The organism is Kitasatospora sp. NPDC091207, from assembly GCF_044768625.1.
Taxonomy (GTDB): Bacteria; Actinomycetota; Actinomycetes; order Streptomycetales; family Streptomycetaceae; genus Kitasatospora.
The window spans coordinates 1-21,129 of record NZ_JBIVVS010000050.1 but is presented as its reverse complement, the minus strand read 5'-3'; the positions used below and the strand labels follow the sequence as shown (position 1 = coordinate 21,129).

Here is a 21,129-nt window from a genome sequence, read left to right as displayed (position 1 = left end):
GTCGAGGGCGACGACGCGGGTCTCCCCGTCCCCGTAGACCTTGTTGAGGCCGGTGGCGCGGGCGGCCGCCCGGCCGGTACGGACGGCGGTTGCGGTCGACGAGGTCACGGGGATGCTCCTTGTGGTCGGGCTGCGACGGCGCCGGAAAAGCGCGGGAGGTCGTTGGAGGGCCGTTCACCGCAGGGTTCCGGCCGTATTTCCATGGTCGGCCACGTGATCATGGTTTCTCGTCGCTCCGCCGGACGGTTGGCCTGACCACCGCTGGGCGTACGCCCAGGTAAAGCCCTCATCCTCCGGTATGACACCGACCCTTACCGGAGTCCGGTGGCCGGATAGCACGCTTTGACTGGCCAAATCACGAACTGTTCGTCAGATGGCAAGGAAACATGACAACTTCCCTGGCTGGGAACATGCGAAAGGGGGAGGCGGGCGACTAGGCTCGGGGGTGGCCCGCACGGGGACGGAGCACCACCTCCGACTGTCGGCAGGGCAGGTCCGCAGAAAGGCCCGGATGGTGGAACGCAGACACGGGCAGCTTAAAACTGCTTGGCCGTGAGGCCGTGCCGGTTCGAGTCCGGCTCCGGGCACCGCTCCACGTGCGGGGACGCCACCGGGCGTCCCCGCCGGGCGCCGTTCACCGGATCCTCCTCGCGGCGTATCCCCATTCTTTTGCCAACCCATTACCCTTGTGCTGCGGGCGGTGCAGTGCCGCCACGGAGGGAATGAGCAATGAGAAGCAGCAACCCGGTCTTCTCGCGGGAGGGATCCTTCACCCGCGAGCCCGGCTACGCGGGTTTCGGCACCACGCAGGCCCCGCCGGCCGGGAGTCCGCACGCCACCGGCCCCAACGGCCCGTACGGCAACAACCCGTACGGCAACAACCCCTACGCGGGCAGCCCCTACGCCCAGCAGCCGCAGGCCCAGGGCCCGCTGACCGACGAGCAACTGGTCGAGATGTACCGGGCGCCGTCCGCCGGTCCGCTGGCGACGGGTCGGATGACGCTCGACGACGTCGTCGCCCGCACCGCCATGACGTTGCTCACCCTGGTCGCCGCCGGCGGGCTGGCCTGGTTCCTCCTGCCGGACCGGAACTACGGCCTGGCTGTCGGCGCCTCGCTGATCGCCTTCGTGGTCGGCCTGGTGGTCTCGTTCAAGCGGAGTGTCAGCCCGCCGCTGATCCTGCTCTACGCGGGCCTGGAGGGCTTCGCGCTCGGTGCCGTGACCAAGGTGTTCAACACCATCTGGCCGGGCATCGCGATCCAGGCGGTGCTGGGTACCGCGGCGGTCTTCGCGGCGATGCTGATCGCCTACAAGACCGGCCGGATCCGGGTCACCCCGCGCTACACGCGGATCGGCATCGCGATCGCCATGGGCTTCGTGCTGCTGCTCATGATCAACATGGTCGCGTCGCTGTTCGGCGCGGACATGGGGCTGCGCTCCGGCCCGCTGGGCATCGTGGTGGGCCTGGTCGGCATCGGTCTCGGCGCGTTCTTCCTGTCGCTGGACTTCGCGGCCATCGAGCAGGCCATCGCGCAGGGCGCCCCGCAGAAGGAGGCCTGGCGGGCCGCCTTCGGGCTCACCCTGTCGCTGGTCTGGATCTACATCGAGATGCTGCGACTGATCGCGATCCTGCGCGGCGACGACTGATCACCGCGTCCCTCGCGCACTGCCGCCGGGCCCCGGAGCCTTCCGCTCCGGGGCCCGGCGGCTTTCGTTAGGCTCGCGCCATGTCTGAAGCAGTCTCCCTCGCCGAAGCCGTCGAAGCCCTGGCGGATCGTTTCCGCTCGATGCCGCAGAGCCGGCTGCTGGGCGCCGTACCCGGCCACCCCTCCCGGGCCGCCGCGGCGCTGGCGCTGGCCCGATGGCTGGCGCTGGCGGCACAGGCCGCCGAGGGCGTGGCGACGGGCGGCGACGGGCCGGCCGGGCCGCCGCGGGAGTTCCCGGACGCCGGTGCCTTCGCGGCCGGTGACCAGCTGGCCGTCGCCGGGCACGACCTGGCGGCCGCCCTGGCCGCGCTGCCGGCGCAGACACCGGTACCGCTCCCGGAGCCGCTGGGCGGGCCCGCGACGGCCCCGGCGGTGCTCGCCCGGGCGCTGGCCGAGGTGGCCGCCACGGCCGCCCTCTGCGGCTGAGCTCCCCGCCGGGCCCGGCGGGGAACGCCGAAGGCCGGCCGGATCGGTAACCCCTTGATCCGGTCGGCCTTCTGCTGTGCGGTCAGTCGCGTCGGTGGTCGTCGGCGTCAGATGCTGGCGACCACCCGGTCGGCGAGCACGTAGACGGCGTCCTCGTCGGTGGAGAAGGTCAGCGAGTACGAGCCGGAGAAGCGCGAGCCGCCGAGCAGCCGGACGTCCTCACCGGCCCGGACGGCGTCGATCAGCCGGTAGGCGGCCTCGCGGTCGCCGGGGGCGACGCAGAGCGTGGTGCCGTCGGCGAAGGCGTAGACGTCCAGCGTGCCGAGCGGGCCGGGGCGGACGTCGATCAGGGCCACGCCCTCCTCGGCGAGCGTGGTCAGCCGGGTGTCGGTCCACTCGCGGGACGGCGCCTGGCTGGGCACGAAGTCGGGGTGCGAGGGGTGGCGGCGCGGGTCGGGCGCGGGCGCCGGCGCGTCCTCGACGGCCGGTTCGCCGTCCAGCAGTCCGGCCTCCAGCCCGGTGGCCAGCAGGTCGGCCTCCCGGCGGGCCCGGGCGTCGCTGCCGCCGACCTCGGCGGTCGGGGCTCCGGACGGGTGGCCGGGCCGCAGTGGCGCACCGCCCTCGGGGCCGGGCCCGGCCGGGTCGGCGCCGCCCTCGTTGATCAGGTCCTCCAGCGCGGAGCGCAGCGCCTCGCCGAACTCCGGGTCCATGGTGCCCGCGTTGTCGGCGGCCTCCTGCGGACCGGTCGGCCGGGGGAAGAAGAGCGGCCACTCGTCGGTGGTGCCGAGCACGCCGGCGAAGGGGGAGTCGAACAGTGGCGCGTCCTCGGCCGCGCGGGCCTCCTGCTCGGCCCAGAACGCGCGGGCCTCGGTGATCTCCCGCTCGCGGTCGGCGGCGAGCGCCTCGGCGACGGCCCGGCGGATCGCGGCCTCGTCGACCGGTGCGGGTGCGGCGGCCGCGGCCCGGGCGTCCAGCCGGCGGGAGAGCCCCCGGAGGTGGACCAGTACAGCGGTCGACACGGTGATCAGTATCAGCAGGAGGAGGGTGTAGACGGCGCTCACGGAACGTACTCCTAGGGAGGAGTGGAACGGGGTTACCTCTCCACACTGCCCCATACGGGGCTGTTACCGCAGTGGCGAATGTCTACTTTGTCCGGGACTTTCGCTCTTGTCCCCAAATTGTTAGGTAACACCGTTCTACGCTGCGGAGTTGATCCGCTCCGCACTGTCGATTTCCGGGCCCGATTCGAAAGAAAAGAGGGCCGGATCGACCTCTCGGTGTGATCCGGCCCTCAATTACTCTGCGTCACTCCAAATGGGTGGTCTGGACCCTTCGGGGTTGACGTCCGAGGGTCAGCTGAGCCGCTCGATGACCATCGCCATGCCCTGGCCGCCACCGACGCACATGGTCTCCAGACCGAACTGCTTGTCGTGCCACTGCAGGGAGTTGATCAGGGTGGTGGTGATGCGGGCGCCGGTCATGCCGAAGGGGTGGCCGACGGCGATGGCGCCGCCGTTGACGTTGAGGCGCTCGGGGTCGATGCCCAGGTCGCGGTAGGAGGGGATGACCTGGGCGGCGAAGGCTTCGTTGATCTCGACGAGGTCGATGTCGCCGATGGTGAGGCCGGCGCGGCGCAGGGCCTGCTTGGAGGCCTCGACGGGGCCGTAGCCCATGATCTCGGGGGAGAGGGCGCTGAGGCCGGTGGAGACGATGCGGGCGAGGGGCGTGATGCCGAGGTCGCGGGCCTTGGTGTCGGACATGACGACGAGGGCGGCGGCGCCGTCGTTGAGGGGACAGCAGTTACCGGCGGTTACGGTGCCGTCGGGGCGGAAGACGGGCTTGAGGCCGGAGACGCCTTCGAGGGTGACGCCGGCGCGGGGGCCGTCGTCGGCGCTGACGACGGTGCCGTCGGGGAGGGTGACGGGGGTGATCTCGCGCTGCCAGAAGCCGGCCTTGAGGGCGGCCTCGGCGAGGTTCTGGGAGCGGACGCCGAAGGCGTCCTGTTCGGCGCGGGTGATGCCCTTGAGGGCGGCGAGGTTCTCGGCGGTCTGGCCCATCGCGATGTAGGCGTCGGGCAGCAGGCCGTCCTCGCGCGGGTCGTGCCAGTGCCCGCCGCCCTGCTCGGCGCGCTGGGCGGTGCGGGCCTGGGCGTCGTCGAAGAGCGGGTTCATGGTGCCGGGCATGCCGTCGGAGGTGCCGTGGACGCTGCGGGAGACGGTCTCGACGCCGGCGGAGATGAAGACGTCGCCCTCGCCGGCCTTGATGGCGTGCAGGGCCATCCGGGTGGTCTGGAGGGAGGAGGAGCAGTAGCGGGTGATGGTGGTGCCGGGCAGGTGGTCCATGCCCATCTGGACGGCGACGATCCGGGCGAGGTTGTGGCCCTGCTCGCCGCCGGGCAGGCCGCAGCCGAGCATCAGGTCCTCGATGTCGCGGGGGTCGAGCTGGGGGACCTTGGCCAGGGCGGTGGCGATGATGTGGGCGGTCAGGTCGTCGGGGCGGACGTCCTTGAGGGAGCCCTTGAAGGCCCGGCCGATCGGCGAACGGGCAGCGCTGACGATGACGGCTTCGGGCATGGCGGGCTCCTCGCTGAGTGACCTTCGGGCTGTGGGGTCCGGGCGGCGGTCCGGCGGGAACGGCCGGATGCGCGGCGGACGCCCGGGAGGAAAGTTACCGTCTGGTAGCTCAGGCGTCACCCGCCCCGGCGTGTGAGCTGGCCGACGTGTTCCCGTGGTCGGCCCCGGGGCCCGTGACCGGCCCGCCCGGAGCCCCCTCGGCGGCCCAGGTGCCCGGCAGGCCGACCCGCAGCCGGTGGCGCAGCAGCGCCCAGCGCCGCGCCGCGCCCTCGGCCCCGACGGCCGCCACCTCGGAGCCGGAGCGGCCCGCCGCGGCGGCCGCCGCCACCGCCACCGGCAGCACCGTCTCGCCCGGGACCGGGCCGGCCGGCCGCTCCTCCTCGGGCCAGAGGCCGAGCACCGCGCAGAGCGAGGGCAGGACGGCCATCGCCGCCGTCGCGTAGCCCTGGGCGGAGGGGTGGTAGCGGTCGGCGGCGAACATCTCGGGCCGGGCCGCGAACTCCGGCCCGAGCAGTGAGCCCAGCGAGACCGTCCGGCCGCCGGCCTCCACCACGGCGATGGTCTGCGCGGCGGCCAGCTGCCGGCTGACCCGCCGGGCCACCCAGCGCAGTGGCGGACGCACCGGCTTGATCGTGCCGAGATCCGGGCAGGTGCCGACCACCACCTCGCAGCCGTTGGCGCGCAGCGCGGCGACCGCCTCGCCGAGGTGGCGCACCGCGAGCTGGGCCGGGCTGTGCCGGGTCACGTCGTTGGCACCCACCATGATCACGGCGATGTCGGGGCGGTGCGGCAGGGCCAGCTCCAGCTGGCCGGAGAGGTCGGCGGAGCGCCCGCCGGAGCGGGCCACGTTGATTAGCCGGACCGGCCGCTCGGCCACCGAAGCCAGACCCGCGGCGAGCAGCGCGCCCGGGGTCTCGCGGGCGCGCAGCACCCCGAGGCCGGCGGCGGTGGAGTCGCCGAGGAAGGCGAGCACCAGGGGCGGCTGCCCGGCGGTGCCGCCGTCGGCGAAGGCCTCGCCGTAGACGCCGTCGGCCTTGGGCGGGTCGCCCTGGAGGATGCCGATCGCCTGCACGGCCAGTTTGCTCTCGGTCAGCAGCACCCCGACCAGGCCCACGCCCAGCAGGCCGAGCCCGCCGCCGCCGTACGCCGCCGCGGTGGCGATCCGCCGGGCCACCCGGGCCCGCGACTCCTGTGCCCCTGGCATCCGGTGCCCCCTTCGCGTCCTCGTGCCGCCCCCTGGCGGGGCCGCCACTCGCGTTGCCTGTACACCTCCTACCCGTCCTCGGCGGTGCGCTATCGACGGGACTGGGCCATCCGTGGGCGCGTGACGGGGCGCGCGGTCGGGGTCGGGGGCGGGCGCGCGGTCCCGGGGAGGGCGCGCGGCGGGCCGGAACGAGGGCGGCGGGGAGGGCCGGGAGGAGGCCGGGAGGGAGTGTGGCGCAGGGGAGAGCTGGGGCCGGTGGCACGCCCTAGGCTTTGCAGTACCGAAAGCACTCGCATGCCCACAGACCGGGAGGACCCCCGTGCGGTACCACAACTCGATCATCGACCTGGTCGGCAACACGCCCTTGGTCAAGCTCAACAAGGTCACCGACGGCATCAGCGCGACAGTGCTGGCGAAGGTCGAGTACTTCAACCCCGGCGGCTCGGTGAAGGACCGGATCGCGATGCGCATGATCGAGGCCGCCGAGGCCTCGGGCGCGCTGAAGCCCGGCGGCACGATCGTGGAGCCGACCTCCGGCAACACCGGTGTCGGCCTGGCGATCGTGGCCCAGCAGAAGGGCTACAAGTGCATCTTCGTCTGTCCGGACAAGGTGTCCACCGACAAGATCAATACCCTGCGCGCGTACGGCGCCGAAGTGGTCGTCTGTCCGACGGCGGTGGCCCCGGAGCATCCGGACTCCTACTACAACGTCTCGGACCGCCTGGTCCGTGAGACGCCGAACGCCTGGAAGCCGGACCAGTACTCCAACCCGGACAACCCGGCCTCGCACTACCACTCCACCGGCCCGGAGCTGTGGGAGCAGACCGGGGGGCGGATCACCCACTTCGTGGCCGGCGTCGGCACCGGCGGCACCATCTCCGGCACCGGCAACTACCTGAAGGAGGTCTCCGGCGGCACGGTCAAGGTCGTCGGCGCCGACCCGGAGGGCTCGGTCTACTCGGGCGGCACCGGCCGGCCGTACCTGGTCGAGGGCGTCGGTGAGGACTTCTGGCCGACCGCCTACGACCGCGGCGTCGCGGACGAGATCGTCGCCGTCTCCGACAAGGACTCGTTCCAGATGACCCGCCGCCTCGCGAAGGAGGAGGGCCTGCTGGTCGGCGGCTCCTGCGGGATGGCCGTGGTCGCCGCGCTGGAGGTGGCCAAGCGGCTGGGTCCGGACGACGTCGTGGTGGTCCTGCTGCCGGACGGCGGCCGCGGTTACCTGTCGAAGATCTTCAACGACGACTGGATGGCCGACTACGGCTTCCTGCCGTCGGCCACCGACGAGGCGCACATCGCCGAGGTGCTGGCCCGCAAGGACGCCATCGAGCACGAGGGCATCCCGCAGTTCGTCCACATGCACCCCAACGAGACCGTCGCCGAGGCGGTCCGGGTGCTGCGCGAGTACGGCGTCTCGCAGATGCCGGTGGTCTCCCCGGGGGCCGGCCACCCCGACATCATGGCCGGTGAGGTGATCGGCTCGGTGGCCGAGAAGCTCCTGCTGGAGGGCGTCTTCGCGAACGAGATCCAGCTCACCGACACGCTGGACAAGGTGATGTCCAAGCCGCTGCCGGTGGTCGGCTCGGGCGAGACGGTCACCAACCTGATGACCGTGCTGGAGAAGGCCGACGCGGCCGTGGTGCTGGTGGAGGGCAAGCCGCAGGGCATCGTCACCCGCCAGGACCTGCTGGGCTTCCTCGCGGGCCGCGGCTCGCACTGACCGGCCCGCACTGACGCCCGCTCACCCCGTCGCCCGCTCACCCCGGCGGTCCGGCCGGACGGCTGAGGGTTCGTCCGCGGGCGAAGTGGTACACCGGCGTCACCTGCGCGCAGCACGCGCTTAACAACGGTCGGGCATCGTTGGGGTCAACGGCAAGACGCCGAGCGAGGCGACAGTGACCGACCGGGAGCGGCTCCCCGGTGGCCGCGGTCGTCTCCGGACACGTCGGACGGCCCTGACCCGGCCTGCCGTGTCCTGCCCTCCCCGCCCGGTCTCCGGGCAGGAGGGGCCGCCGCGGGTGACGTCGTCGTCCCGCCCCTGTCCGGCTACGGCCGGTCGACAGGGTGCGACGGCTCCCGCGGTCACCACCGCGCCGCTTGGCGCGTCTCCGCGGCTCCCGGGTGGGGGAGTCCGGCGGAGACGGCAGGGCCGGTCCCTCCTCGGAGGGGCCGGCCCTTCCCGTGTCGTGGGTCGCCCGCTCGTGCCTCGCGGGGGTCCTCGCCGCTGCCTTCCGGCACCGGCGCGGCCCCTTGGCCCGGGGCCGCGCTGCCACCCGCTCGCCTCCGGACGGTTTCCCGTACGCTCGCTCGCATGACCAGCACTGACACGACCGGCCAGGACGAACCGCGCTACGTCCGGCTCAGCATCGAGCTCATCGCCGAGATCACCGACGAGGGGGCGCTCAAGGCGGCGGCCCTGCAGCAGGTGACGGACGACGAGTACCTCGACGACGAGGAGCGCGCCCAGTCCGTCGAGGCCATCGAGGTGGACCCGTCGGGTTCGCTCGCGCACTTCATCGACCCGGTCGCCCTGCTCGGCGACGTCCCGGGCGTCGAGCTCGCCTCGGCGACCTGGGAGTCCGCGCAGACCGAGTTCGACGCCGAGGGGGAGGGCTGGGACGAGTACGCGGTGGAAGAGTCCGCCGAGTAGTCTCCGCCCGCCTTCGTCACGGCTTGTGAGTGCCCGGCCTGCGATCCGCAGGCCGGGCATTTTGTCCATATTTGGCAGGAAGTTGAGTCATCTCATACGATCGCTTCCCGTTGGTGATGGAACCGTGAAGGGGCGGATTGCGTTTCTGTATCCGTAATGCCCGGGATGATCAGCAGGGAGAACGCGACGTGACGGCACGGGACGGTCAGGGCCGGGCGGCCGGAGGAAACTGGAGCCGGCGCGGCGTGCTGGCCGGCCTGATCGGTGCGCCGGTCCTCCTGCTGGCGGCCTGCAACGACACCAAGAGCGACGGCGGGACCGGCGCGGGCAGTGGGTCCGGCACCGGCACCGGCACCGGGTCCGGGTCCGGGTCCGGGTCCGCGGGCGGCGGTGGAGCCACCACGGGCAGCGGCGTGAGCGCGAGCGCGAGCAGCTCGCCGAAGACCTCGGTGGCCGTCATCACCGTCACCCCGGCCGACGGCTCCACCGCCGCCAGCTTCAGCGAGCCGGTCAAGGTCACCGTCACGGGCGGCACCCTCGGCTCGGTCAAGGTCGCCGACTCGACCGGCAAGGCGCTGGCCGGGGAGCTCTCCCCGGACGGCACCAGCTGGACGTCCGCCGCCGCGCCGGCCAGCGGCACCAAGTACACCGTCACCGCCTCGGCCACCGACAAGGACAAGCTGGAGGCGGACGCCAACGCCGTCTTCACCACGGCGACCCCGGCCAACACCTTCGTCGGCTACTTCACCCCCGAGGACGGCTCGGTCGTCGGTGTCGGCATGCCGGTCTCGATCAACTTCAGCAAGCCGGTGAGCGACCGCAAGGCCGTCCAGCAGGCGATCACCGTCATGGCCGAGCCCGGCGTCGAGATCGTCGGGCACTGGTTCTCCAGCACCCGCCTGGACTTCCGGCCGCAGGAGTACTGGGCCAAGGGCACCAACGTCACCGTGAAGCTCCGGCTCAAGGACGTGCAGGCCGCCAAGGGCGTCTACGGCACCCAGTCCAAGGACGTCCGTTTCACCGTCGGCCGCGCGCAGACCAGCGTCGCCGACCTCGCCGCCAAGAAGCTCACCGTCACCACCGACGGCCAGGTCAGCGCCGTCTACGCGATCTCCGGCGGCTCGCCCGAGTACCGCACCTGGGGCGGCAAGATGGTCATCTCGGAGCAGTACCAGCAGACCCGGATGAACTCGCAGACCGTCGGCCTCGGCAGTGAGTACGACATCGCCGACGTGCCGCACGCCCAGCGCCTGACGACCTCGGGCACCTTCATCCACGGCAACTACTGGTCGCCGTCGTCGATCTTCGGCAGTCAGAACACCAGCCACGGCTGCGTCGGCCTGAAGGACACCAAGGGCGGCCAGGACCAGAGCGCGGACGGCTACAAGTTCTACAAGAGCTCGATGATCGGCGACGTCGTCGAGGTCGTGAACTCCGGGGACAAGACGGTCGAGCCCTCCAACGGTCTGAACGGCTGGAACCTCGGCTGGGCCGCCTGGAAGGCCGGCAGCGCGATCTGAGCCGGGCCGGCGGCCGTCGAAGATGAGGGCGGCCGTCGAACGCGACGGCCGAAACCCGCCGGACGCCGGGCGGCTCCGGCGGCAGGCTGGACGCATGACCACCACGCCCGCCGTACCCGCCCTGACCGTCGGCCCGATCGATCCGGCCGTCCACCTCGCCCTGCTGGAGCGCGACGACGCCGGGCGCCCACCCGTCCGGTCGGTGGACCGGACCGGTGGCGCCCCGCTGCGCTGCTGCCTCACCCGTGCCCTGCCCGGCGACCGGATCGCCCTGGTCGGCTACGCGCCGCTGCGCCGCTGGGCCGCCCGGACGGGCGCCGAACCCGGTCCGTACGACGAGGTCGGCCCGGTGTTCGTGCACGCCCACCCGTGCCCCGGCACCGGCCCGTCCTGGCCGGCCGGGTTCCACGGAGGTGCGCGGGTGCTGCGCGCCTACGACCGGCGCGGCCACATCCTGCGCGGCGTGCCCGTCACCCCCGACACCGCCGAGTCGGCCGCCGCCGAGCTGCTCGCCGACCCGGAGGTGGCCGTGGTGCACGTCCGGGCGCTGGAGTTCGGCTGCTTCCAGCACGAAGTCCGGCGCGCCTGAGGCCGGGCGGCCCGCCCCGGTAGGCCCCGGCCCCCGTCAGCCCTCGGTGCGGGCCACGCCGATCGGGCAGCTGGCGCCCGTGCCGCCGAGGCCGCAGTAGCCGTTCGGGTTCTTGGCGTCGGACAGGTACTGCTGGTGGTAGGGCTCCGCCGGGTAGAACGGCCCCGCCGGGGCGATCTCGGTGGTGATCGGCCCCAGGCCGATCGCGGTCAGCGCCGGCTGGAAGGCCTCCCGCGCGGCGGCCACGGTGGCGGCCTGGGCCGGGGAGTGCGTGTAGACGGCCGACCGGTACTGGGTGCCCACGTCGTTGCCCTGCCGGTTGCCCTGGGTCGGGTCGTGCGCCTCCCAGAAGGTCTTCAGCAGCCGCTCGTACGAGATCACCGCCGGGTCGAACACCACCCGGACCGCCTCGGTGTGGCCGGTCAGCCCGCTGCACACCTCCTCGTACGTCGGGTGCGGGGTGTGCCCGCCCTGGTAGCCGACCAGCGTCGTCCAGACGCCCGGCAGCCGCCAGAACGTGCGCTCGGCACCCCAGAAGCAGCCCAGCCCGAAGTCGGCCACCTCCAGCCCGGCCGGGTACGGACCGGTGAGCGGGGTGCCGAGCACGGTGTGCGGCTCGCTCAGGGTGAAGCCCGGCGACTCCCGGCCGGGCAGCGCCTGGTCGGCGGGGACGAGCGAGGTCTTGTGGCGGTTGAACAGCACGGCCTGCTCCAGCTGGTCGGGAAGGGTTGTACAGGTTTCAACGCCGCCGGCCGCCGCCGGATTCCGGGCAGCGCCGGTGCTTTCCGGACGCCGCCGCCCCTTCGGGAGGCGCCCCGGCGTTCGCCCACTACGCTCGTTGTCATGACCGAGCACCAGCTTCCCCAGGGCTTCGAGACTCTCGCCATCCACGCGGGTCAGGAAGCAGACCCCCAGACCGGGGCCGTCGTCACGCCGATCTACCAGGTGTCCACCTACAAGCAGGACGGGGTGGGCGGCCTCCGGGGCGGCTACGAGTACAGCCGTAGCGCCAACCCGACCCGGACCGCGTTGGAGGAGTGCCTCGCGGCACTGGAGGGCGGCGCCCGCGGCCTGGCCTTCGCCTCCGGCCTGGCCGCCGAGGACACCCTGCTGCGCACCATCCTCAAGCCGGGCGACCACATCGTGATCCCCAACGACGCCTACGGCGGCACCTTCCGGCTGTTCGCCAAGGTCCTGACCCGCTGGGGCGTCGAGTTCTCCGTCGCCAACACCCAGGACCTGTCGACCGTTCGTGAGGCGCTGCGCCCCAACACCCGCGCGGTCTGGGTGGAGACCCCGTCCAACCCGCTGCTGGGCATCACCGACCTGACCGCGCTCGCCGAGATCGCGCACGGCGCCGGCGCGCTGCTGGTGGTCGACAACACCTTCGCCAGCCCCTACCTGCAGCAGCCCATCGCGCTCGGCGCGGACGCGGTCGTGCACTCCACGACCAAGTACATGGGCGGCCACTCGGACGTCGTCGGTGGTGCGCTGGTGCTGGCCGAGGCGGGCCTCGGCGAGGAGGTCGCCTACCACCAGAACGCGATGGGCGCCGTCTCCGGCCCGTTCGACGCCTGGCTGGTGCTGCGCGGCATCAAGACCCTCGGGGTCCGGATGGACCGGCACAGCTCCAACGCCGAGAAGGTCGCCGAGCTGCTGGCGGGCCACCCCAAGGTCAGCCAGGTGCTCTACCCGGGCCTGCCCGAGCACCCCGGCCACGACATCGCCGCCAAGCAGATGAAGGCGTTCGGCGGCATGGTCTCCTTCCGCGTCAACGGCGGGGAGGAGGCGGCGGTCGAGGTCTGCAACCGCGCGCGGCTCTTCACCCTCGGTGAGTCGCTGGGCGGCGTCGAGTCGCTCATCGAGCACCCGGGCCGGATGACCCACGCCTCGGTGGCCGGTTCGGCCCTGGAGGTGCCCGCCGACCTGGTGCGCGTCTCGGTCGGCATCGAGTCGATCGACGACCTGCTCGCCGACCTCCAGCAGGCGCTCGGCCAGTAGTCCCCGGCCGGGGACTACGCGCCCTGCCGGCCCGCCGTGTACGACTCCATGGAGTGGTTGAAGCGGGCCAGCAGGGCGCAGAACACGTGCTGTTCCTCGGGTGGCCAGTCGGCCACCAGCCGGCGGGCCAACTCGGCCCGCCCGGCGCGGACTTCGGCCAGCCGACGGGCGCCGATCGGGGACAGCGCGAGCCGCACGGCGCGGCGGTCGGCCGGGTCCTGGACCCGGCCGACCAGCCCGGCGGCGACCAGGGGGGCGACCTGCCGGGTGACGGTGGAGGAGTCGACGCCCAGCGCGTCGGCCAGAGCCTTGACGTTGGCGGGCCCGTGCCGCTCCAGCCGGTCGAGCAGCAGGTAGGCGGCCCGGTCCAGCGCGCCCACGCCGTCGGAGCTGCGGACCTGCTCCATGCGTCGGGCGAACACCGCCAGCTGGTACTGGAGTTGGGCGTGCAGGGGGTCGGTGCGGTCGGTGGCCTGGGGCGAGGTCGTCGTCATCGCGGCTCACGATCGTCGTGCGGTGAGGGAGGCTCAGAACCAGCAGCGTACGCGGGCCGGGCGGGCCCGGGAACAGTGCCGACAGGCCCGGTTGGCCCTCCCGCCCGGCCGCGGGGCCGGTGGTCGAAGCCCAGCCCTCCCGTCGGCCGGGCGAACGGCGCCACTTCGGCGCCGGGCCCTAGGCTGGCGCCATGCACAGCTGGCCGATCACCATCGACGATGTCCGCGGCGCCCAGAAGATGCTCGCCGGGGTCGCCCGGGTGACGCCGATGGAGGGCAGCCGGCACCTGTCCGCGCTGATCGGCGCGCCGGTCCATCTGAAGTGCGAGAACCTCCAGCGCACCGGCTCGTTCAAGCTGCGCGGGGCGTACGTGCGGATCGCGGGCCTCTCGCCGGTGCAGCGGGCGGGCGGTGTGGTCGCGGCGAGCGCCGGGAACCACGCCCAGGGCGTGGCGCTGGCGGCCGCGCTGCTCGGGGTCCGCTCGACGGTCTTCATGCCGGTGGCCGCGCCGCTGCCCAAGGTCGCGGCGACCCGCGAGTACGGCGCCGAGGTCCGGCTGTCCGGCGCCACGGTGGACGAGGCGCTGCGGGCCGCGCAGCAGTACGCGGATGCGACCGGCGCGGTGTTCATCCACCCCTTCGACCACTGGGACGTGGTCACCGGCCAGGCCACCGTGGGGCTGGAGATCCTGGAGCAGTGCCCGGAGGTGCGGACCATCCTGGTCGGGGTGGGCGGCGGCGGGCTGCTGGCCGGGATCGCGGCGGCGGTGAAGCCGATCCGCCCCGACGTGCGGGTGATCGGGGTGCAGGCGGCCGGTGCGGCCGCGTACCCGCCCTCGTTGGCGGCCGGTCGGCCGGTGACGCTGGAGCGCTACACCACCATGGCGGACGGGATCATGGTCGGCCGGCCCGGGGACATCCCCTTCGAGATCGTCAACGCCTTGGCGGACGGTGTGCGGACGGTTTCCGAGGACTCGCTCTCCCGGGCCCTGCTGCTCGGTCTGGAGCGGCTGAAGCTGGTCGTCGAGCCGGCCGGGGCCAGCCCGGTGGCGGCCCTGCTGGAGCAGCCGGGCTCCTTCGAGGGCCCGGTGGTGGCGGTGCTCTCGGGCGGCAACATCGATCCGCAACTGATGCAGCGGGTGCTCCGGCACGGCCTGGCGGCGGCCGGCCGCTACCTGTCGCTGCGGGTGCGGCTGGCGGACCGGCCGGGGGCGCTGGCCGACCTGCTCGGGGTGCTCACGCGGGTGGACGCGAACGTGCTGGATGTGGCGCACGTGCGGATCGACCCCCAGCTGGGGCTGACCGAGGTCGAGGTGGACCTGCACCTGGAGACCAAGGGGCCGGAGCACTGCGCGGCGGTGCTCGGCGAGCTGCGGGCCGCCGGGTACGTCGTCTCGCACTGAGCGGTGAGCACTGGGCGCTGATTGCTGATTGCTGAGCGGTGAGCGGTGAGCGGTGAGCGGTGAGCGCTGAGGACTGAGCGCTGGGCGCTGAGGGCCGGCGCCGAGTGCCCGGGACCCGCGGCGCATCGTACTTTCGGCCCCCTCGGGGCGAAGGCCGAGTCGCCCACGTGCCTGCATTCGGGGCAAAGTGGGACAGACCACTGGAATTCGCCCAATCGATAGCATCGCTATCGTCCGAGGAGATGAGGCAGGCCATGGCGCCAGCCATCCAAGCCGAGAACCTGGTGAAGACCTTCGGTGACGTACGCGCCCTGGACGGCGTCAGCCTCGACGTCCCCGAGGGCACGGTGCTGGGGCTGCTCGGCCCGAACGGAGCCGGCAAGACCACCACGGTGCGCGTCCTCACCACCCTGCTCCACCCCGATTCCGGCCGGGCGGTGGTCGCCGGGGTCGACGTCCTCAGGCATCCCAACAAGGTCCGCAGCCTGATCGGCCTCTCCGGCCAGTACGCGGCGGTCGACGAGTACCTGACCGGGTTCGAGAACCTGCAGATGGTCGGTGAGCTGTACCAGATGACCGGCCGGGCCGCGAAGGCGCGCGCGCTGGAGCTGCTGGAGTGGTTCAGCCTCGCCGAGGCCAAGGACCGTACCGCCAAGACCTACTCCGGCGGCATGCGGCGCCGGCTCGACCTGGCCGCCGCGCTGGTCGTCCGGCCGCCGGTGATGTTCCTGGACGAGCCGACCACCGGTCTCGACCCGCGCAACCGGCTCGCCCTCTGGGAGGTCATCGAGACCCTCGTCGAGCAGGGCACCACCCTGCTGCTCACCACCCAGTACCTGGAGGAGGCGGACCGCCTCGCCCACGACATCGCGGTGGTCGACCACGGCCGGGTGATCGCCCGGGGCACCGCCGACCAGCTCAAGGCGCAGATCGGCGGCGAGCGGATCGAGGTCGTGGTGCACCGCGCCGATCTCGTCGCCGAGGCCCTCCAGGCGCTGTCCGCGTACGCCAAGGGCGATCCGGCGGTGGAGAAGAACACCCGCCGGATCACCGTGCCGGTCAGCGGCGGTGCCCGGGTGCTCGCGGACGCCATCCGCGAGCTGGACGCCCGCTCCATCGAGATCGACGACATCGGCCTGCGCCGCCCGACCCTGGACGACGTCTTCCTCTCGCTCACCGGCCACGTCACCGCGGCCGAGGACGAGGAGAACCGGTCCGCCGGCAAGGGCCGCGGTGGGCACGGCAGGGGCCGGGCCGGCGAGGACGGCCAGGGCCCGGACCAGCAGGCCGTCCCGGCCGGGAAGGAGCTGTGAGATGACGACGGCCACCGAGCACGCCATCGGCGGGGCGGTACCCAAGCAGCGCCGGGGCGCGGCCGCCACCCTGCACGACTCCTGGGTGGTCGCCAGGCGCAACCTGCGCCGGATGACCCGGATCCCCGAGATCGTGGTCTTCGGACTGATGCAGCCCGTGATGTTCGTGCTGCTGTTCTCCTACGTCATGGGCGGGGCGATCCAGATCCCCGGGACGCAGGCCAGCTCCAACTCGTACATCCAGTTCCTGATGGCCGGCATCTTCGCGCAGACCGTCACCTTCGCGACGGCCGGTGCCTCCGCCGGCATCGCGGAGGACATGACCAAGGGGCTGGTGGACCGCTTCCGCTCGCTGCCGATGGCCCGGTCGGCGGTGCTGGTCGGCCGCACCCTGGCCGACCTCTGTCAGACCGCGTTCACCCTGGTCGTACTGGCGGTGGTGGCGCTGCTGGTCGGCTGGCGGATCCACGAGGGCGTGCCGAAGGCGCTCGCCGCGTTCGGGCTGCTGCTCCTGCTCGGCTACGCGTTCTCCTGGATCGGCGCGCTGATCGGCCTCTCGGTCCGCAGTCCCGAGGCGGCCACCTCGGCCGGGCTGATCTGGCTCTTCCCGCTGACCTTCATCTCCAACGCGTTCGTGCCGATCAGCTCGATGCCGGGCTGGCTGCAGGGGATCGCCTACTGGAACCCCTTCAGCGCCACCGTGCAGGCCTGCCGCGACCTGTTCGGCAACCAGGTCGGGCCGGTGGACAGCGCCTGGCCGATGCAGCACGCGTCGCTGATGTCGGTGCTCTGGTCGCTGGTGATCACCGCGGTCTTCTCCTGGCTGTCGGTGCGCAAGTACCGCTCGGCGGCGGGCTGAGCCCGGCCGCGGGATGCCGCGAGGGCGGCCGTGGAGTGTCCACGGCCGCCCTCGGCGTCAGGTGCGGGGGATCAGCCGTTGTGCGGCTTCGCCTCGGTGACGGTGACCGAGGCGGCCTTGCCGTTCGGCAGCTCGTACGTCGCCTCGTCGCCGACCTTCTTGCCGTCGATCGCGCGGCCCAGCGGCGACTGCGGGGAGTAGACGTCGAGGTCGTCGCTGCCGGCCATCTCGCGCGAGCCCAGCAGGAAGGTCATGGTGTCGTCCGCGTCGCCGTCGAAGGCGACCGTGACGACCATGCCCGGGGCCACCACGCCGGAGTCCGCGGGAGCCTCGCCGACCTTGGCGCGCTCCAGGAGCTGGGTGAGCTGGCGGATCCGCAGCTCGTACTTGCCCTGCTCCTCCTTGGCCGCGTGGTAACCGGCGTTCTCCTTGAGGTCACCCTCTTCGCGCGCCGCCTCGATCTTCTGGGCGATCTCGATGCGCCAGGGGCCGCTCAGGTGGTCCAGCTCGGCCTTGAGCTGGTCGTAGCCGGACTGAGTGAGCCAGGTCACGTTCTCGCTGGTCTGGGTCACGGGTGCTCCTCGTAGGTGCTGGGGCTGTGCTGAGGGTGTGAGTCGTCAGCAGGGTGGCGGATGGAGATATCGGTCGTAACTACAAAGCAACGCCCGCTCCCGTACCTCTTGGTGCGGAAGGGGCGAAACCACGAGCCTAACAACTCCCGCCGACAAGCGGGAGAGTCGTTGGCGCGTCATTGACGACAGCATTGCGCCGAGGTGTACAGGATCGGTGTGCGGGACATCGTGACGGATTCCCGCTCCGCCGATCGAATATGCGCCCAGGGCGCGTCGCGATCGCCGGCGACTACTTGGCCGGTGTGCATCCCAGCAGCTCGGCGGTGGTGCCGCGGGCGGTGGTCCGCAGGGTCACCACGGCGTCGTAGTCGCCGCCGGCGGCCGGTACGGGGAAGTCGGCCACCCCGACCACCGCGCCGTCCTCGCCCTGCGAGCGGACGGTACAGCTGCCCGCCGTGCCGTCGCCCTTGCGCACCGCCAGGTGCAGCTGCATCTCGGTGTCCGAGACCGCCTGGAACGAGGGGACGCTGCCGTTGATGGTGGTCTCGCGGATCAGGTACGAGCCGCCCAGCCAGGCCACCAGGCCCAGCCCCAGTACGGCGCAGACCGCGCCCGCCACCTTGAGACGGCGGTCGGACTCGCGATCGCCGTGCCGGCCGTAGCGCCCCTCGGGCAGCTGCGGGGTGGTGGTGCCTGCGCTCATCGGGCTCAGTCCTCTCCGGGAGGTACCCCCCGCGGTGGTGCCGGGGGAATGCGACGCTCCTCCAGTCCGTCACTATAGGAGGGGCACGCCCGCGGCCGGTCCGGCGGGGGCGCTGCTCGGCCGTGTCGGTGCCGTGCCGGCGGCGTGGCGAGGTCGTGCCGCGGCGCACCCGGCGGCAGGTCCGCGGTGACGCGGCCCGAACCGAGCGGCTCGGACGGTGGGCAGACCGGACTTCGCGGAAGGCCCAGACATTGTGGAAGGAACGCACGCGTTGACTGAGCAGTTGCGACTGATGGCGGTGCACGCCCACCCGGACGACGAGTCCAGCAAGGGCGCTGCCACCATGGCCATGTACGTCGACCAGGGGGTGGACGTGCTGGTGGCCACCTGCACCGGGGGGGAACGCGGGTCGGTCCTCAATCCGAAGCTGCAGGGCAAGCCGGAGATCGAGGAGAACATCCACGAGGTCCGGCGCAAGGAGATGGACGAGGCGCGCCGGATCCTCGGGGTCAAGCAGGCCTGGCTGGGCTTCGTCGACTCCGGCCTGCCGGAGGGCGACCCGCTGCCCCCGCTGCCCGAGGGCTGCTTCGGCCTGAAGGACGTCGAGGAGGCGGCCGAGCCGCTGGTCCGGCTGATCCGTGAGTTCAAGCCGCAGGTCATCACGACCTACGACGAGAACGGCGGCTACCCGCACCCGGACCACATCATGACCCACAAGATCACCATGGTGGCCTTCGACGCCGCCGGTGACCCGGACGCCTACCCGGACGCCGGCGAGCCCTGGCAGCCGCTGAAGCTCTACTACAACCACGGCTTCCCGATGGGCCGGATCCGCGAACTGCACGCGTACCTCACCGAGCACGGCCACGAGTCGCCGTACGGCGAGTGGATCGAGGGCTGGGAGAAGAGCGGCCGCAAGGAGCGCGAGATCACCACCCGGGTCCGCTGCGAGGACTGGTTCGAGACCCGGGACCGCGCGCTGATCGCGCACGCCACCCAGATCGACCCGGACGGGCCGTGGTTCCGCGTCCCGCTGGAGGTCCAGCGGGAGGTCTGGCCGACCGAGGACTACGAGCTGGCCCGGACCCTGATCGACGTCGACCTGCCGGAGGACGACCTGTTCGCCGGCCTGCGCACCCCGACCCTGGCGGCCGAGGCCGCCGACACGCGCGACTGAACCACCCCCCGATGGCCCGGCTCCCCGTGAGCCGGGCCACCATAGAGATATGAGTGCCCCCGTGAACCTCACCCACCTCGCCGCCGAGCTCGCCCTCGACGAGACCAAGGTGACCCCCGGACTGCTGGGCTTCGTCGTCTTCGCCGCTCTCGGCGTGGCCACCTGGTTTCTGGTCAAGTCGATGAACAAGCAGTTCAAGCGCGTCGACTTCGTCGAGGAGCCGGAGGCTCCGAAGGAGTGAGGCTCCGCCCCCGTCGGCGCGCCGATGCGCAAGGATGGGGGCATGCCGAACCGTCTCGCGGACGCGACCTCGCCGTATCTGCAGCAGCATGCCGAGAACCCCGTCGACTGGTGGCCCTGGGGCCCCGAGGCGTTCGCGGAGGCGGAGCGGCGGGGCGTACCCGTCCTGCTGTCGGTCGGGTACGCGGCGTGCCACTGGTGCCAATGACTTAACACAACCAGGTAGTCCTGACCTGGGATGTTTCCGGACAGCACTGACGCGGATGCGTATGGTGCGCGACTGGGGCGGAACATCAACGCTTGGACCGAAGATCAGCGCACCCCCGCTGCTCTTGCTGGGTCGGCACTCTCATAGTGGACCCCGTGCGGGACCGTGGCCCCATATTCTGAGAGGTGACAGGAAGGAGCCGTTGATGAGCGTCGATGCGGTCATGCACACCGAGTTCCCCGCAGGGTACGTGGTCTTCTTCGGTACTGACGGGAAGGTGATCATGACCCCGCAGAGCTTTGAGCACTCCAGCACGATCAAGTCGATGCAGATCGACTCGCTCTCGCTCGGCCGGCATGCGAAGACCGCCTCCGACGTGTACATCGACTTCCCGGCCGACGAGAACTCCGCCCCGGACTTCGCGATCCTGCGGGAGGACGCGCAGCGGGAGGGCAAGCGCTACGGCTTCGAGGACGTGCTGCTGATCGCCGAGGTGGTATCGGTCTCCTCCGCGCGCAAGGACTACGACGACTGCACCGCGAAGTACGGCCGCTACGGCATCCCGATATACCTGGTGGTAGACCCGTACGCCGCTGAGGTTGTCGTCCACACCCAGCCCACCGGCTCCGGCTACATCGCGGCCCACACACACAAGTACGGCTCGGGCAAGCTGCCCATCGAGCTGGCCGACGGGCGGACCTACACCCTCGACCTGGACGAGCTGCCCCGGCCTGAGGCAGACGCCCGCTGACCGCAATGGCGAGCTCGCTGTACGGCCAGTCGATCTCAGCTGCTTGACACTGTGCTGCCGTGCGCGTGGCTACATGCTGCGGGGGACTGACTGACTCTCAGCCGCCCGTCACCTGGCCCAGCGCGCTTCTAACTGGGCAGACTGGTTCTGGGCCATGTACGACAGGCGTGGTGGGTCTGAGCCACGCGGGACACGGACCGCAGCGTGTGGTTTAGGAGCTGGCAGGTGCGGGACTGTTGGGCATGCCCAATTGACTCGGCGACACGACCTCCCCGCACCTCCAGCAGCATGCCGACAATCCCGTGAACTGGTGGGAGTGGGGCCCGGAGGCGTTCGCTGAGGCTGAGCGGGGGGCCGGTGCTGCTGAGCGTCGGGCACGCGGCGTGCCACTGGTGTCTGTGAACTCGTCAGCTGAGTAGTCTGCGGCTCTCACCTCTGCCTGAGGCACACGGGCGCGCGCTCAGGAGGTGGCGGCCAGCTGGAGGTGGACACGCTGCGACCAAGCGGACCTCCGGCTGACGGTTGTGACAGGGCATTCGACGCTGGCAGCATCGAGGGGGTGGAGCTGTCGCTGGCCGCAGTTGATGCTGACCGTGCCCTTTCCAGGGGGTCCAGGGGACTGGGCCTGGCCGCAGCCCCGGGACAGCTAGCCTCGGCCTTTCACGGCAGGCACTGTCCGACGGGTGATCAGAAAAGAGAAAAGTGCTCCTGACCTGCAACGATGGGACTTGTCTAGGGTC

Annotated in this window: 20 protein-coding genes, 1 tRNA gene and 2 pseudogenes; 16 read left to right on the top strand and 7 right to left on the bottom strand. The window is 71.9% G+C overall.

All coding sequences use genetic code 11. The features are described 5' to 3' along the window. The first annotated feature begins 505 nt into the window (after window positions 1–505). The 3 genes from ACIQTO_RS37590 (at window position 506) to ACIQTO_RS37580 (ending at window position 2,132) form a co-directional block, all read left to right on the top strand. Window positions 506–587 (top strand) — tRNA-Leu (locus ACIQTO_RS37590). 142 nt (window positions 588–729) lie between these two features. Then, the gene (locus tag ACIQTO_RS37585; RefSeq protein WP_402398090.1) at window positions 730–1,647 is read left to right on the top strand and encodes a Bax inhibitor-1/YccA family protein; all 918 of its coding nucleotides are present in this window, start codon (window positions 730–732) and stop codon (window positions 1,645–1,647) included. Window positions 1,648–1,727: 80 nt separating this feature from the next. Then, window positions 1,728–2,132 carry a hypothetical protein gene (locus ACIQTO_RS37580; RefSeq protein ID WP_402398088.1) on the top strand — a complete coding sequence of 135 codons (405 nt, stop codon included), beginning with the start codon at window positions 1,728–1,730 and terminating at the stop codon, window positions 2,130–2,132. A gap of 107 nt (window positions 2,133–2,239) precedes the next feature. Here the strand turns inward: ACIQTO_RS37580 and ACIQTO_RS37575 are convergent, their stop codons facing one another. The 3 genes from ACIQTO_RS37575 to ACIQTO_RS37565 form a co-directional block, all read right to left on the bottom strand. Then, on the bottom strand, window positions 2,240–3,193 hold the full coding sequence (locus ACIQTO_RS37575; RefSeq protein ID WP_402398086.1) for a hypothetical protein: 954 nt from the start codon (window positions 3,191–3,193) through the stop codon (window positions 2,240–2,242). A gap of 291 nt (window positions 3,194–3,484) precedes the next feature. Further along, complete coding sequence (locus tag ACIQTO_RS37570; RefSeq protein ID WP_402398084.1) at window positions 3,485–4,705, bottom strand: acetyl-CoA C-acetyltransferase; 1,221 nt, start codon at window positions 4,703–4,705, stop codon at window positions 3,485–3,487. Window positions 4,706–4,814: 109 nt separating this feature from the next. Next, on the bottom strand, window positions 4,815–5,909 hold the full coding sequence (locus ACIQTO_RS37565) for an SGNH/GDSL hydrolase family protein (protein WP_402398083.1): 1,095 nt from the start codon (window positions 5,907–5,909) through the stop codon (window positions 4,815–4,817). 319 nt (window positions 5,910–6,228) lie between these two features. On the opposite strand from ACIQTO_RS37565, the gene ACIQTO_RS37560 reads away from it, so the two are divergent. The 4 genes from ACIQTO_RS37560 to ACIQTO_RS37545 all read left to right on the top strand — a co-directional run bounded on the left by ACIQTO_RS37560 (window position 6,229) and on the right by ACIQTO_RS37545 (window position 10,668). Further along, window positions 6,229–7,629: a cystathionine beta-synthase gene (locus ACIQTO_RS37560; protein ID WP_402398081.1), complete on the top strand. Its 1,401-nt coding sequence runs from the start codon at window positions 6,229–6,231 to the stop codon at window positions 7,627–7,629. Between the two features lie 591 nt (window positions 7,630–8,220). After that, window positions 8,221–8,559 carry a hypothetical protein gene (locus ACIQTO_RS37555; RefSeq protein WP_402398079.1) on the top strand — a complete coding sequence of 113 codons (339 nt, stop codon included), beginning with the start codon at window positions 8,221–8,223 and terminating at the stop codon, window positions 8,557–8,559. Window positions 8,560–8,747: 188 nt separating this feature from the next. Next, a complete protein-coding gene (locus tag ACIQTO_RS37550; protein WP_402398077.1) occupies window positions 8,748–10,079 on the top strand; it encodes an Ig-like domain-containing protein in 1,332 nt (443 codons plus the stop codon). A gap of 94 nt (window positions 10,080–10,173) precedes the next feature. After that, a complete protein-coding gene (locus ACIQTO_RS37545; protein WP_402398075.1) occupies window positions 10,174–10,668 on the top strand; it encodes a DUF1203 domain-containing protein in 495 nt (164 codons plus the stop codon). A 36-nt stretch (window positions 10,669–10,704) separates the two neighbouring features. Here ACIQTO_RS37545 and msrA read toward each other — a convergent pair whose 3' ends face one another. Further along, window positions 10,705–11,370: a peptide-methionine (S)-S-oxide reductase MsrA gene (gene msrA / locus ACIQTO_RS37540; RefSeq protein ID WP_402398073.1), complete on the bottom strand. Its 666-nt coding sequence runs from the start codon at window positions 11,368–11,370 to the stop codon at window positions 10,705–10,707. Between the two features lie 141 nt (window positions 11,371–11,511). On the opposite strand from msrA, the gene ACIQTO_RS37535 reads away from it, so the two are divergent. Continuing rightward, the gene (locus tag ACIQTO_RS37535) at window positions 11,512–12,669 is read left to right on the top strand and encodes a cystathionine gamma-synthase (protein WP_402398071.1); all 1,158 of its coding nucleotides are present in this window, start codon (window positions 11,512–11,514) and stop codon (window positions 12,667–12,669) included. Between the two features lie 14 nt (window positions 12,670–12,683). On the opposite strand, the gene ACIQTO_RS37530 is transcribed toward ACIQTO_RS37535, so the two are convergent. Next, the gene (locus ACIQTO_RS37530; protein ID WP_380577423.1) at window positions 12,684–13,163 is read right to left on the bottom strand and encodes a MarR family winged helix-turn-helix transcriptional regulator; all 480 of its coding nucleotides are present in this window, start codon (window positions 13,161–13,163) and stop codon (window positions 12,684–12,686) included. A gap of 191 nt (window positions 13,164–13,354) precedes the next feature. On the opposite strand from ACIQTO_RS37530, the gene ilvA reads away from it, so the two are divergent. The 3 genes from ilvA to ACIQTO_RS37515 all read left to right on the top strand — a co-directional run bounded on the left by ilvA (window position 13,355) and on the right by ACIQTO_RS37515 (window position 16,738). Then, entirely contained in the window at window positions 13,355–14,566 is a 1,212-nt protein-coding gene (gene ilvA / locus ACIQTO_RS37525) for a threonine ammonia-lyase (protein ID WP_402398069.1), read from the top strand. A 254-nt stretch (window positions 14,567–14,820) separates the two neighbouring features. Then, window positions 14,821–15,879, top strand: a complete 1,059-nt coding sequence (locus ACIQTO_RS37520; protein ID WP_402398067.1) for an ATP-binding cassette domain-containing protein — start codon at window positions 14,821–14,823, stop codon at window positions 15,877–15,879. 1 nt (window position 15,880) lies between these two features. Next, window positions 15,881–16,738, top strand: coding sequence for an ABC transporter permease (locus ACIQTO_RS37515; RefSeq protein WP_402398065.1), 858 nt, complete (start codon window positions 15,881–15,883; stop codon window positions 16,736–16,738). Between the two features lie 71 nt (window positions 16,739–16,809). On the opposite strand, the gene greA is transcribed toward ACIQTO_RS37515, so the two are convergent. Next, on the bottom strand, window positions 16,810–17,310 hold the full coding sequence (greA, locus tag ACIQTO_RS37510) for a transcription elongation factor GreA (RefSeq protein WP_380577427.1): 501 nt from the start codon (window positions 17,308–17,310) through the stop codon (window positions 16,810–16,812). 289 nt (window positions 17,311–17,599) lie between these two features. Continuing rightward, entirely contained in the window at window positions 17,600–18,013 is a 414-nt protein-coding gene (locus ACIQTO_RS37505) for a DUF4307 domain-containing protein (protein ID WP_402398063.1), read from the bottom strand. Window positions 18,014–18,284: 271 nt separating this feature from the next. Here ACIQTO_RS37505 and mca point away from each other — a divergent pair, with 271 nt between their 5' ends. The 5 genes and pseudogenes from mca to ACIQTO_RS37480 form a co-directional block, all read left to right on the top strand. Further along, window positions 18,285–19,190, top strand: a complete 906-nt coding sequence (gene mca, locus ACIQTO_RS37500; protein ID WP_402398061.1) for a mycothiol conjugate amidase Mca — start codon at window positions 18,285–18,287, stop codon at window positions 19,188–19,190. Between the two features lie 49 nt (window positions 19,191–19,239). Beyond that, on the top strand, window positions 19,240–19,431 hold the full coding sequence (locus ACIQTO_RS37495) for a hypothetical protein (protein WP_329489368.1): 192 nt from the start codon (window positions 19,240–19,242) through the stop codon (window positions 19,429–19,431). Window positions 19,432–19,473: 42 nt separating this feature from the next. Next, window positions 19,474–19,632 (top strand): annotated as a pseudogene (locus tag ACIQTO_RS37490) (DUF255 domain-containing protein); the annotation flags it as partial. Window positions 19,633–19,843: 211 nt separating this feature from the next. Continuing rightward, window positions 19,844–20,389 (top strand): Uma2 family endonuclease, encoded by a 546-nt coding sequence (locus tag ACIQTO_RS37485; protein WP_402398059.1) that lies wholly within the window; start codon window positions 19,844–19,846, stop codon window positions 20,387–20,389. 254 nt (window positions 20,390–20,643) lie between these two features. Next, window positions 20,644–20,785 (top strand): annotated as a pseudogene (locus ACIQTO_RS37480) (DUF255 domain-containing protein); the annotation flags it as partial. Window positions 20,786–21,129 lie beyond the last annotated feature (344 nt).

Coding starts and splice junctions, on each gene's coding strand:
- ACIQTO_RS37585 (WP_402398090.1), top strand. CDS start 730: ATGAGAAGCAGCAACCCGGTCTTCTCGCGGGAGGGATCCTTCACCCGC.
- ACIQTO_RS37580 (WP_402398088.1), top strand. CDS start 1,728: ATGTCTGAAGCAGTCTCCCTCGCCGAAGCCGTCGAAGCCCTGGCGGAT.
- ACIQTO_RS37570 (WP_402398084.1), bottom strand. CDS start 4,705: ATGCCCGAAGCCGTCATCGTCAGCGCTGCCCGTTCGCCGATCGGCCGG.
- ACIQTO_RS37565 (WP_402398083.1), bottom strand. CDS start 5,909: ATGCCAGGGGCACAGGAGTCGCGGGCCCGGGTGGCCCGGCGGATCGCC.
- ACIQTO_RS37555 (WP_402398079.1), top strand. CDS start 8,221: ATGACCAGCACTGACACGACCGGCCAGGACGAACCGCGCTACGTCCGG.
- ACIQTO_RS37545 (WP_402398075.1), top strand. CDS start 10,174: ATGACCACCACGCCCGCCGTACCCGCCCTGACCGTCGGCCCGATCGAT.
- ACIQTO_RS37535 (WP_402398071.1), top strand. CDS start 11,512: ATGACCGAGCACCAGCTTCCCCAGGGCTTCGAGACTCTCGCCATCCAC.
- ACIQTO_RS37530 (WP_380577423.1), bottom strand. CDS start 13,163: ATGACGACGACCTCGCCCCAGGCCACCGACCGCACCGACCCCCTGCAC.
- ilvA (WP_402398069.1), top strand. CDS start 13,355: ATGCACAGCTGGCCGATCACCATCGACGATGTCCGCGGCGCCCAGAAG.
- ACIQTO_RS37520 (WP_402398067.1), top strand. CDS start 14,821: ATGGCGCCAGCCATCCAAGCCGAGAACCTGGTGAAGACCTTCGGTGAC.
- ACIQTO_RS37515 (WP_402398065.1), top strand. CDS start 15,881: ATGACGACGGCCACCGAGCACGCCATCGGCGGGGCGGTACCCAAGCAG.
- ACIQTO_RS37505 (WP_402398063.1), bottom strand. CDS start 18,013: ATGAGCGCAGGCACCACCACCCCGCAGCTGCCCGAGGGGCGCTACGGC.
- ACIQTO_RS37495 (WP_329489368.1), top strand. CDS start 19,240: ATGAGTGCCCCCGTGAACCTCACCCACCTCGCCGCCGAGCTCGCCCTC.
- ACIQTO_RS37485 (WP_402398059.1), top strand. CDS start 19,844: ATGAGCGTCGATGCGGTCATGCACACCGAGTTCCCCGCAGGGTACGTG.